Source organism: Streptomyces sp. NPDC092370, assembly GCF_044755265.1.
Classification (GTDB): domain Bacteria; phylum Actinomycetota; class Actinomycetes; order Streptomycetales; family Streptomycetaceae; genus Streptomyces.
This window is the reverse complement of record NZ_JBIVQO010000020.1, coordinates 27,900-39,036: the sequence shown is the minus strand read 5'-3', so window position 1 is coordinate 39,036 and position 11,137 is coordinate 27,900. Positions and strand designations below refer to the sequence as shown.

Below are 11,137 nucleotides of genomic sequence, written 5' to 3'. Positions count from 1 at the left end.
GCTCCATGACCGTCCGAGTCGAATCAAACAGCTATCTGACTGAGGAGCAGCATCAGGTCTACCAGCTCCGAGACTCCCTGGAGCGCAACGGTGGCACGCCGATCGGCTTCCTGGAGCTGCTGGCAGCCGTCATGGCGGAAGGAACCTGGAAGAAGGTCCCCTCCGGCGTCAACCAGGAGAAGCCGTTCAACAGCTTCTCCGAGTTCATCGAAGCGAACCCCCCCTTCGGGCTTGGCGCCAGCGTGGAGAACGTCCGCATACTGCTTCAGTTGCGGCATCCACACGAAGGCGTGCCACGCATCCGAGAGCAGATGGACGCCATGCGCGCGGAGGTCACCCGGCTCCTCGGGCCCGACCCCGAACGCGACCCCGTTGCCCGCGATGCCCGGGTTTTCGGCGCCTATGACCGAAGCGGTGGATGGGTCTTCGGGCTCTTGGTCGCCCGCAACGTCCAGCCCGGCGCAGTCGAGCGCCGACCGAGCGAGACGTGGGGTGTCGACGATGGGGATGTCGAGAAGGTATCCGCCAGCAGATTCGCCGAGATGGCCGGCACCTCTGCTGCGCGGGTGATGCGCTATTACCGTGCATGGGAACGTGCGGCGGCAGCCAGTAAAGTCCCCAGTTTCGACCAGCTGACCCCGGGCCAAGAGATTGACCTGCCCGACGCGAACCTTTGGGGCGACTACTTCACCGTCTACGAACAAAGCACCGACCGGCGCGAGCGCATCGCGGAGGAAGCCAAAGCCGCAGGCACCAGCTACACCGAAGCCATGAAGGTGGCCAAGAATCCGGCCGCGATGCGCACTGCGATCCTGGGCGACCCCAAGACAGCCGAAGCCGCTCGCGATGCCTTGATGGGACGCACGGAACTCAGAGCCACTGTGGTTGCGCAGGCGATGTCTGACCCGGCGATCCGCAAAGAAGCCGCGGCCCAGACACGCAAGGCAGAACGCATCGAGTTCGTACGGCAAGTCGCCACAGAGGGGAAAGCCAAGACCCCCGCCGGCCAGATCATCGAGCTAAGCAGCCAAGCCCGCCAGAAAGTTTCCGCGTGCCTGGCAGCCGTCGAAGACTCAGAGGCGACCCCTGAGAGCGTCACTGATGCATACGAAACCGTACGGGAAGCCATCGAGGAGACGGTGGAGTCCGATCGGGACCTCCAGACAATTGAACAGCGCACCCAGTATCTCAAGGCACTGAAGTCCACCGCGAAGGGCATCGAATCAATCGACCCCCAGCAACTGGCAACGGTGATCGACGATGACGTCCGCGAAAGCATCAAGCAACTCCAGCTGAGGATCAACGCGCTGGCCAGCTCCATCGCGGACCCGAACGCGGAAGCGTCGGCTCCTGTAGTCGGGTGACACCTTCGATCTGTAGCAGCCGCGCCCGAACAGCCTGCGAGCCCCGGACCGATGTGGTCCGGGGCTCGCTCGCATATCCGCGGGGGTGGGAGGATAATGCACGCGACGCCGTGCTCAACGACGTCCCCGCGTGCCGGTCACCCCGCGCCCGTGGCGTCGCCGGGAGAAGGCCGGCCATCCTGCGCGGCGAGTGCCGTATCGACGAAGGCCTGCACGAGCGCGGCGGCCTCGGCCGCCGTGACGTCCTTCGTCCAGTTGCTGACCGTGTGCCAGCCGCTGCACTCCAGCTGGAACCGGTGAACGCCGTGCGCGTGCTCCACCTCGCGGGCGTACGGCTGCTTGCCGCAGCGCCCGTGCCGCTCGGTCTGCTCCAGGTGCGCGCGGACGACGTCGGTGTGGAACCGGCGCGGCAGGGTCCGCTGTTCGAGGCAGCCGCGGCACTCCAGGAGGTGCAGAGCGGCGCCTTCGAGCCGGAGGAAGTAGTACGGGATGCCGGTGCCCTCGCGGGTGTTGCAGCTGCCGCAGAGCGGCCCTCGGACATAGCCGTGCTCGTGGCAGTGATCCCACGCCGCCGCTGGGCTCTCCTTGCACAACCGGCACAGGTAGTCGTCTGCCCGGGTGCCGCGCCGACGCTGCGTCTCGTAGAGCACGCCCCGCAGGTGGCCCATGTAGAGCTGGCAGGCTTCCCCGGCGCAGGGCGGGCACATGGTGACGTACCCCGTCCTCCTGTTCCGCCTCCAGCCGCCCCAGTACGGCCCCTGCGCCCCGCAGGAGCAGAGCCGGGCCCGGGCGGTCAGCTCGCCCTCCCGCTGCTGCCAGCGGTCCAGCAGCTCCGTGTAGGCGCGAGGCAGGAGCCAGGTCTCACCGGACCAGGTCAGCAGTTGCAGAGGCCGGGTGCCGGCGATGTTCTGCAGGTGCCGGGCCCGGCTGCTCGATGCGACGAACTCCTCCCACGTCAGGCCGCCGGGCAGCCCGTTCGGCCCGATGTCCCTCCAGGCGCCCCACTCCTCATAGGGACGCTCCTCCTGGAGCAGCTTGTTGCGGGCCCGATCGACCATCCACGACACCAGCCGACGCCTCCAGTCGGGGCGGTGCCACTCCTCCGGATCGCGTTCCGGGATGTCGCGGTACGCGGGCAGCTGCACATCGACGACGTCGTCCAGGTCCAGGTCCAGCTCCGCGAACGCCCGGCCGGCGGCGCGGATGTCGCGTTCGTCGTACGTCCAGCGCGCCTTGTGCTTGTAGCAGCGCACCGCTATGTCGCCGAAGAAGACGTGGCCGTGCTGCCGCAGACGAGGCATGTGGAGGAGCTCGTCAGGATCCAGCGGGACCGTGGCGCTCTGCGTCAGGTCCGCGAACAGTGAGCGCGCGTACTCACGGCTGATGGGCATGGCCGGATGGTGGCAGCAGCCACTGACAATCCCCCGTGAGCTGGGCGCCCTTGCGGTCCAATGCAGTTGAAGCCGTCCGGCGACTGCTCCAGCGCGCCTACGATGCCGTGTGCGGAACACAAAGGCGTTCAAGGAAGCCGTTGCCCAGACGCTCGCGGAGCTGGCCCGTCGGGGGGTGACGCTCGCGCCGTCGACCGTTGAGGACACCATCGAGAAGAACATCAACGCCGTGGCTGAGCAGCTGCGTATCCAGGTGCGCTCCGCCTGGAGGTACTTCGACGCCTCTGCTCTTGCCGACCGTCTCGCCCACAACGCGCGCGCCTTCGAAGAGAGCAGCGCAGCGGAAGGCGCCGGGCACGCGCCGATGCCGCCGGTCGGCAACCCCGAGCTGGCGCTGGTCCTCGCCGGCGTTCCGGATTCCCTGGCACAGACGGGCGGCGACCTGTACAGCGTCATCGTCAACGTGGCGGTCAACGCCTGGATGGCCGGCCACATCCACGGCGAGGACGGCTGCACCGGATGCGACGGCAGCCGCGGCCCGGCCGGACACGCCTGGGAGGCCCGGATGCGCACCATCACCGAGCTGCAGCCGGACATCGCCAAGTGGTTCGACCGCGACGTGTGGACTGCCGCCGTCAACGACGTCGGCTTCACCGTCACCCGCCGCTGAACCGCAGCTCAGCTCTCGCCGAAGCCGTGGTCGAAGCCCTTGAGCATGGGGTCCAGTTCGGCTGCCGCACCACACAGGGAACACAGCCGGGTGCCCGGACGCTCCGCAGCGTCCAGCGCCCTGTCCAGGGTCAGCACCGGCGCCCCGGCGGGTGCTTCCTCGCAATCGACGGCGTGGATGACGCCCCGATCGGGCCCGCGGCCGCCGTCCAGCTTCTGCAGGACCCAGCCCGTCGGCCGGCGCGGCCCAAGGATCTCGCGCTCCGGCGACGGCGGCGGCAACCGCGTGGTGGGGACGTCGTCGTAGGAGGTGCCGGGCACGGGCTTCACATGGGCAGGGGCCTTCACCCACACCACGTACCAGGCGGGCTCCACACGGGCCCGCAGGGGCGTTTTGCCAGGCCGGAACGGCCACACGGTACAACCAGCCGTCCTGAGTCTGCCGACGCTCGTGCAGCCGCCCTGTGACGGCTTCGCCGTTGGGGAGGACCACCGTGATGGAGGGTGGCTCGGGCGGGGTGTCCGCCACGGCTACGCCGCCTCCTGGCCCTCGCCGTCCTCGCGTTCGAGGGCGTGCTTGAGCTGGGAGCGGGCATCGGGGCGTTCGGGCCCGGGGACCTCGCTCCAGAAGGCGTGCGTGAGGATCACCCCAGTGAGGTCGCGTTCCTTCTCCCGCAGCGCGGCAACCTGCTGCTGCTCCTGCTCCGACCAGCCCGGCGAGTCCGGGTAGGCGCGGGATGTGGCGAGCCAGTAGCCCTCTGGACGCTGCCAGGCCTCCATCGGTTCGACGGAGTACGGCAGCCGCTCGTACAGGGCTTCGAGGTCGGCCCGCACCTGGTTGAGTTCCTGCTGCGCCGCGATGAGCTCGCCGGGAAAGTCGTACGTTTTCGCCACGGCCCCAACAGTAGTTCGACCCGGCGGCCACCCAGCCCGTACGACGCCGGAGTGCCGCTGGCACCGGAGTCTGTCCACAGGTGATCCGTGGTCTATGGAACCTATGAGCGATCACGAGACACAGCAGCCGGCCTCGCGCCGCAGCAGGATCTTGGACGCCCTCGCACGGGCGGAGCGGAAGGTGTTCACCCGACCCGCGCCGAAATCCGCGAAGGCACAGATGGAATTCCTCTACACGCGCGCCAAGCGGTCCACGAAGGCCCTCGCCGAACAGCTGGGTGTCTCGACCCGCACCGTGCAGCGCTACCGTGCCGGGCAGCTGAAGAAGCCACAGAAGAAGCTCCAGGCCGCGCTGGTGGAGGAGACCCAAGCTCAGTGGCAGCCGCAGGTCAGGGCGCGGGCGAGGGAACGAGCGGCGACCTCCAGCGGCATGATGGTGGAGGTGACGGCGTACTTCGGATTCACGTGCTCGGGCAGCTCGGACGACGGCCGCATCCGCACCATCACCCGACTCGCCCACCTACGCCAAGCAGATCCTGGAGCTCCAGGAGGCCGGAGCGACGGAGGAGGATCTGCATCCGATCGTCGCGGAGGCCATCACCGAGTCGTTGGTACTGCCCGGTAGTGGCCGGGTTGTTAGGCATCATGTGCACCCATGGGGCGGCAGTCGGTGGAGGAAAACGAGCTGGTCGAGCATGGAACGGTGCTCAAGTACGAGACGGGGGCTTGTGGCTGGCAAGTGGGGCGCGTCGAAGCTGGGGTTTGGGCTGCTGCCCGCGTACTGCACCTGCCACGGCCGGTTCTTTCAAGACTGGACGACGTTCCCCGATGAGGTGGTCAGCTTCGTCGCCCGGCAGGTCGGCTCCCGCCTAGGCACCGGCATAGCGGGGGCAGGCCGATGCCGAGGCGGTGGGGCGCCGGGCGTGAGTCGTCATCGGCGCCGACGAAGTTCCCGCACGAATGCCGCGACGGCTCGCAGGATGTCGGCGCGGTCCTGCGAAGCGGTGCCCTTCAGCGCCATGCCGGTGATGGTCACCACGGCAGTCGCGAGAATCGCAAGCCCGGCCATGAGCACCGCTGCCCACCAGATGTCCATGTGCAAATCCCTCTCTCAATCAGCGTCGGCCGCCCCGGGCGAGGCGGCCATGAGTACCTTCGCCAGGACCCTCGGGGGGCGGCCATGGATGCCGGATCGCCGGATTTCTGGCAGGAAGTCACCAAGTCGGGCGGGCGGTCGGCCCCCGGACGCCGGATCGCGCCGGATCGGACCAGCCGAACGGAAAGTGGGAAGTGGACGCGACAACAGGGACGGCCTCGGGGCGGACTGCTCTGGCGGAACAACTCGGGCGGCTCCAGGCCGAGCTGCGCCGCCGGGGCAAGACACAGAAGGCCGCAGTCGAAGAGGCCAACCGGCGCCGACGAAAAGAGCAAGGCCGTGCGCAAGACGCACCGTGGCCGCGCAAGGAAGGTGGCCTGGACCTGCCGGTCCAGACGGTCAATGACTGGTTTCCGAAGCAGAGGGGCACCAAGGAGCCCAGCGTGCCCGACGACTTCGAGGATCTGTGGTCCGTAATCGCCGTCATGCTCGAATGGACCGGACAGCTCACTGATAAACCGTCCGAGCGCAGGTACCGCTACCAATGGAAGGACCTCCACAACGATGCCCAACGCGGAACCAGCCTGGACGAGCAGGTACGCGCCTACCTCCAGGCCGCCCGCAAGGCCGCCGAGGAGCACCCGCACCCGGGCATTCCCGGCCGGACGGCCCCGCCCTCTCTGGCCGAGGTCTACGTGCGCCAGCACAGCAGCCCCACGGCCCGGAGCAGGTACGGCGCCTCCCACCGTCATGATCATGACGCAGCAGCAAGCGGCACCGGCCCTACCTCTGCGGCCGAGCCCGCAGAGGCAACCTCCCGTAAGACTGATCGCGTGGTCGTCCTTATCGCTGGCCCGGGAGCCGGCAAGTCCACACTGCTGCGCACCCGGCTGCGCAACTTGGCCGATGAATGGCTCGACCCCACAAAGGACTCTGTAAAGATTCCTCTCGCCGTGCCGGTATGGGTGAGCGCACACACCCTCGCTGGAGAGGAGACACCCGTACCCGAAGCGCTCGCCGCCGCCACCCGCAAACTCAGCCGGTACGGGCGCCACCCCGGACTGGACCACGCCCGCTTCCTTGAACGGCCGTGCACAGGGGCGCACTGGCAGTTACTCGTTGACGACCTCGACGAGCTCCCCAACTCTGCCCAGCGCCGCGCCGTGCTAGAGAAGCTGGCCAACGCCGTTACGGACGACCCACCGCTGTACCGGTGCCTGGTGGCCACCCGCCCCCTGACCGACAACGAACTCGATGTCCTCGACCACGTCCTCGGCCAGCCGGCGCGGCGCTACCACCTGCAGCCCTTCACCACGGATGACCTGCACACCTACGCCGAAAAGTACTTTGCCACCCGCTGGCCTTCACAGGAGGCCACCCGCCGTGCCCAGCAACTTACAGGCGCGCTGCGCAGCGCTTCTCTGACCGAGCTGGCTCGCACCCCGCTTATGGCGTTCATGCTGTGCCAGCTCTACAGTGCCAACCCCGAACGCCCGCTGCCCGGCGGCCGCACCGCGCTATACGAGGCATTCACTGATCTGATTTACGAACACAATCAGAGCAAGCACGTCGCGGACAGCCACGACAGTGCGATCAGGCACCTCGTTCAAAGCCTCCAGAGCCCGCAGGCCCGTCAGAAGGCCACCAAAGCCGTACGGCGCGTGCACAAACGGCTGCGCGAACTGATCGACTACCTCGCCCACGAATGGCTCACTGGCCAACACAGCCCAGCGGCCGCGATAGTTGCTTCACACAAGGCTCTCCGCCGCCCGGACGAGGTCCGCCCGGAGCTTTGGCAGGCATTCTTGGAAGACCTTATGCGGCACACCGGCCTGCTCGTCCACCGCGGGGATGGCCTCGGCTTTCCCCACCAGACCTTCCTCGAATATCACGCCGCCCGTTACGCCACACGCAACGAACAGGCATGCACACAAGTCCTCTGCCAGGTATTCCCTCCCGGGGAGGAACCCAAGGTTCCAGCCCTCGAACCGCCCTACCTGGGCTTCCTCCTGGACAATCTCCTCGCCTCACGCGACGGAATCGCAGCAGAAACCATCAGCAGGATGGAAGCCCTCACCAGTCAGGGAGGAGAGAGAGCGTGCAGATTCCTCTTGGACCAGCTGGATTTGCGGACCAACCTGCCCGCCGAGCCAACCGCAAGACAACTCATGGGTTTCGTTCAGGACGAGGCCTTGGACATCTCCGTCCGCGTTCAGGCAGCCCGGGGCCTTACCAAGGTGGACGGGTACCGGTACCGCGCGACCCAGGTCCTCGCCCAATTCGCAGACGACGCCACTCTCAAGGGTAACGACCGCGTGTATGCGGCTTGGGTCCTGGCCGAGGTGGACGGGTACCGGGACGCCGGCGTCAACCGGCTGATCGGCTTCACCCACAACACCACCCTCGACAGCTCCGACCGCGTGCTGGCGGCCTGGAATCTGTCCAGGATGGCCGGGTACCGGGACCGCGCGGCCCAACTGCTCGCCGATTTCGCAGACGACACCACCAACGGTTATTACGGCTATACCCGTCAGATGGCGGCCCGGTTCCTGGCCAGGGTGGAGGGGTACCGGGACGCAGGTGCCGACCGGCTGATCGCCATCGCGCACGACATCAACGTCAAAAGCGACGTTCGCCTACAGGCGGTCTTGGACCTGGCCGAGACAGACGGGTACCGGGACCGTGCAATCCAGTCCCTCGCCCAAGGCAGCTTCGGCGACGGAGACCGGCAGGCGGCCTTTGCACTGGCCGTCTTTCAAGGCACGGAACCGGCCGAAACCGACTGGATCACGGCTCGCGCTTACGTCCTGTACCTCCAACTCATCAACGACCCCGCCCTCGGCGACTTTGGCCGCAGGGCCGAGGTAGAGGCGTCCGAGAAGGCCCGTCACAGAGCAGAGTTAATGCTCATGAACAGCGTCAGTAGCAGAAGCGGCCCCAACGACGACGACTACCTCGTCATGGCGGCCCGGTCCCTGGCCGACGTGGAAGGCTTCGAGGACCGCGGAGTCCAGTTCCTCGCCGATCTCGCAGACGACACCACCCAGGCCGGACGCTTAAGGGTGGACGCGGCCGCGAACCTAGCCGAGGTGGAAGGGCACTGTGACGCTGGCGCCGAACGTCTGATCGCCCTCGCCAACGACGCTGCTCTCTCCGGCTACTGCCGTTGGGACGCGATCGAAACACTGGCCCGGCTGGAGGGGTACGAAGACCAAGCGGCCCATCACCTCGCCCCAGTCGCGGACGGCACCTCCACCCTCAAGAGCAATGACCGCGTGGAGGCGGCTCGGACCCTGGCCAAGGTGAAGGGGTACAGGGACGCAGGCGCCAACCAACTGATCGCCATCGCAGACGACGCCACCATCATCTCCACCCTCTTCAACATCCCCCACCGCGTTCAGGCAGCCTGGTATCTGACCAGGGTGGAGGGGTACGGGGACGCGGGCGCAAACCGGCTGATCGCCATCGCAGACGACACCACCCTCAGCATCTCCGACCGCATATGGGCAGCCTCGTACCTGACCTCGGTGGAGGGGTACGAGGACGCGGGCGCCAACCGGCTATTCGCCGTCGCAGACGACACCAACCGCAACATCTCCGACCGCATTCAGGCAGCTCAGCACCTTGCCGACAACCATGGGTACCGGGACGCGGGCGCAAACCGGCTGATCGCCATCGCAGACGACACCACCCTCAGCATCTCCGACCGCCTGGAAGCGGCTAGGATCCTGGCCGGGGGGATCGGGCTCGGGGTGCGCGGGTACCGGGACGCGGGCGCTATCCGGCTGATCGCCATCGCAGACGATACCTGCCTGAACATCTCCGCCCGCAAGGAGGCGGCCGAGCACCTAGCCAGGGTGGACGGGTATCGAGAGCCGGGTGCCAACCGGTTGATCGCCATCGCCGAGGCTATCCGCAGCGACTCCGACCGCAGGTAGGCGGCCGCCTACCGCCACCTGACGGCCCGCAAGCCGGCATGCGCTACCGCGACGGCGGCGCGGCTCGCGCACTCCGGTAGTGCCCGGATGGCGCTCGGCGACTCGCAGATCCGGTGTCGCCGCGGGCTCAGTGGAGGTCGACCGCGTTCAGGTCGACGGCGGCCGGAGAGATCGGAAAAAGGGGGTTGATCGGGCATCCGACGGGAGGCTGCGGGCGGCGCGGGGGCCTCCTCCGATCGCCAGGGCATCGGCGCGCTGTCCGCCGCCTGCGGCGGTGTAGGCGATCGTGCACATCATCTGCGCGTGGGCGGAGGCCGCCACCCAGACGCATGTCGGGCGTACTACGGCGGGCCCCGGTCACACGGATTGAGCATCTAGTTGGCCAGAGGGGCCCTCTACGGCGCTCAGTCACAACAATCCGGCGGGCCGTCGTACAGCGCTCTGGCGGCGGCCCGCTCCGAATCCGCACCACGAATACGAGGCCGATGATGACCACGCCCTGGCCGCCCCGGCGCACTGCGCGCCGCCCGCTCGCCCCGCGCGCCGCCGCGCCCAGGGAGCCGGTCGACCCCGCCCGCATCGGCCGCCGCGTCGTACGGCGCCGGGCGAAGGGGACGGACGCCGACGCCGTCGCGGCGGCCCTCGAGGACGCGCGGTTCGACGCCCGGCAGGACTCCAGGCACGAGGACCTGGCCGACGGCGTCCGCGGCCCGGCGGAGCTCGCGGAGTGGGAGCGCATCGCGCAGCTGCTCGCCGACGCGGCGCCGGGCACCGGCTACGACCCCGACGCCGACGACGTCGTCCAGGCCGAGCTCGCCGCCGACGCCGCGGCCGCCGCCGCCTGGGAAGCCGAGCTCCGCGAGGCCGCGCGGATCGCGGCCCGTGCCGATGAGCTCCAGGCGCTGCGCGAGCTCGGCGCGTTGGAGCAGACCGAGCCCCGCGACGGGGACGAAGCCGTACGCGACGAACTCACCCGCCGTGCGGGCGGGTACGTCCAGGCCGACGTCCACGCCTGGCTCGCCCACGCCCTCGCCGCGCACCTCGGGCACTATCGCGACCCGGCCGCACGCGAGGCCGCGGCCGGCCATCTCACCCTGCCGGTCCTCGCGCACGCCGCGCTGCTCGCCGAACTCGCCCGCCTGGTCCCCGGCGTCGACGTCGACCAGCTGGCGTTCGCGGCCCGGCTCGCCACCACCGAACCAGAAGCCGCTGGCGCCCTCGCCGTGTTCCTCGCCCGAGCCCGGTCGTAGCGCAGTAATCGCACGGCCCGCTCAGGCACGCGTCGGCACTCACGCTCCGCTGTCCCCCAGACCTCCAGCGCCTGGGGGACAGACCTGGGAGGGACCTGGGAGGCCGAGGCCGGAAATACCCCGGAACACCTGTGATGTCTGGGACGTGGGAAGACTGTTTCCCCAGGCAGACGCGCTCCTGGGAGGTGACCTGTGAGCCTGGAAGGAAGCCGAGGGAACAGACGCTCCCGTGATCACCGAGGGTGACTGTCACGCTGTCACGCTCACCGTTGTCACGCACCCCGATCCGGTTGTCACGTTGGGGTGTCACGCTGGCGGTTCGGCCCGGAATCACGGGCCCGCCCCCGGATTCGGGCCACCTTGCCGATCAGCGTGACAGTCCTCTCAGAGTGACTACGGACCGCATCCGGATTCGATCCCTTGCCCGCCTGAACAGTCCGGCCGATCTGTGTCATCCACCCCCTGTTTTCCCAGGTGGACACGCTCATCTGTGTCACTGTTCAGTTGATCTGTGTCATCACCAGCGGGCGGACCC

General features: G+C 68.3%; 8 protein-coding genes and 1 pseudogene. 5 read left to right on the top strand and 4 right to left on the bottom strand.

Features of this window, described 5'->3' with window-relative positions; all coding sequences use genetic code 11:
* Positions 1-5 precede the first annotated feature (5 nt).
* Positions 6-1,364 (top strand): hypothetical protein, encoded by a 1,359-nt coding sequence (locus tag ACIQHQ_RS36330; protein ID WP_402620763.1) that lies wholly within the window; start codon positions 6-8, stop codon positions 1,362-1,364.
* A gap of 137 nt (positions 1,365-1,501) precedes the next feature.
* Here the strand turns inward: ACIQHQ_RS36330 and ACIQHQ_RS36325 are convergent, their stop codons facing one another.
* Complete coding sequence (locus ACIQHQ_RS36325; protein WP_402620760.1) at positions 1,502-2,755, bottom strand: endonuclease domain-containing protein; 1,254 nt, start codon at positions 2,753-2,755, stop codon at positions 1,502-1,504.
* Between the two features lie 109 nt (positions 2,756-2,864).
* On the opposite strand from ACIQHQ_RS36325, the gene ACIQHQ_RS36320 reads away from it, so the two are divergent.
* Positions 2,865-3,425, top strand: coding sequence for a hypothetical protein (locus ACIQHQ_RS36320; RefSeq protein ID WP_402620758.1), 561 nt, complete (start codon positions 2,865-2,867; stop codon positions 3,423-3,425).
* Between the two features lie 8 nt (positions 3,426-3,433).
* Here ACIQHQ_RS36320 and ACIQHQ_RS36315 read toward each other — a convergent pair.
* Both ACIQHQ_RS36315 and ACIQHQ_RS36310 read right to left on the bottom strand, forming a co-directional pair.
* Positions 3,434-3,953, bottom strand: a pseudogene (locus ACIQHQ_RS36315) (DUF6233 domain-containing protein).
* Between the two features lie 2 nt (positions 3,954-3,955).
* On the bottom strand, positions 3,956-4,318 hold the full coding sequence (locus ACIQHQ_RS36310) for a nucleic acid-binding protein (protein ID WP_402620755.1): 363 nt from the start codon (positions 4,316-4,318) through the stop codon (positions 3,956-3,958).
* Between ACIQHQ_RS36310 and tpg the strand changes: the two genes are divergently transcribed.
* A complete protein-coding gene (gene tpg, locus ACIQHQ_RS36305; RefSeq protein ID WP_402620753.1) occupies positions 4,284-4,943 on the top strand; it encodes a telomere-protecting terminal protein Tpg in 660 nt (219 codons plus the stop codon). The two genes, ACIQHQ_RS36310 and tpg, sit on opposite strands and share 35 nt — an antisense overlap.
* A 306-nt stretch (positions 4,944-5,249) precedes the next feature.
* Here tpg and ACIQHQ_RS36300 read toward each other — a convergent pair whose 3' ends face one another.
* Positions 5,250-5,414 (bottom strand): hypothetical protein, encoded by a 165-nt coding sequence (locus ACIQHQ_RS36300; RefSeq protein WP_402620751.1) that lies wholly within the window; start codon positions 5,412-5,414, stop codon positions 5,250-5,252.
* 194 nt (positions 5,415-5,608) lie between these two features.
* On the opposite strand from ACIQHQ_RS36300, the gene ACIQHQ_RS36295 reads away from it, so the two are divergent.
* Together ACIQHQ_RS36295 and ACIQHQ_RS36290 are read left to right on the top strand one after the other, a co-directional pair.
* Positions 5,609-9,352, top strand: coding sequence for an NACHT domain-containing protein (locus ACIQHQ_RS36295; RefSeq protein ID WP_402620748.1), 3,744 nt, complete (start codon positions 5,609-5,611; stop codon positions 9,350-9,352).
* A gap of 488 nt (positions 9,353-9,840) precedes the next feature.
* Positions 9,841-10,602 carry a hypothetical protein gene (locus ACIQHQ_RS36290; RefSeq protein WP_402620745.1) on the top strand — a complete coding sequence of 254 codons (762 nt, stop codon included), beginning with the start codon at positions 9,841-9,843 and terminating at the stop codon, positions 10,600-10,602.
* Positions 10,603-11,137 lie beyond the last annotated feature (535 nt).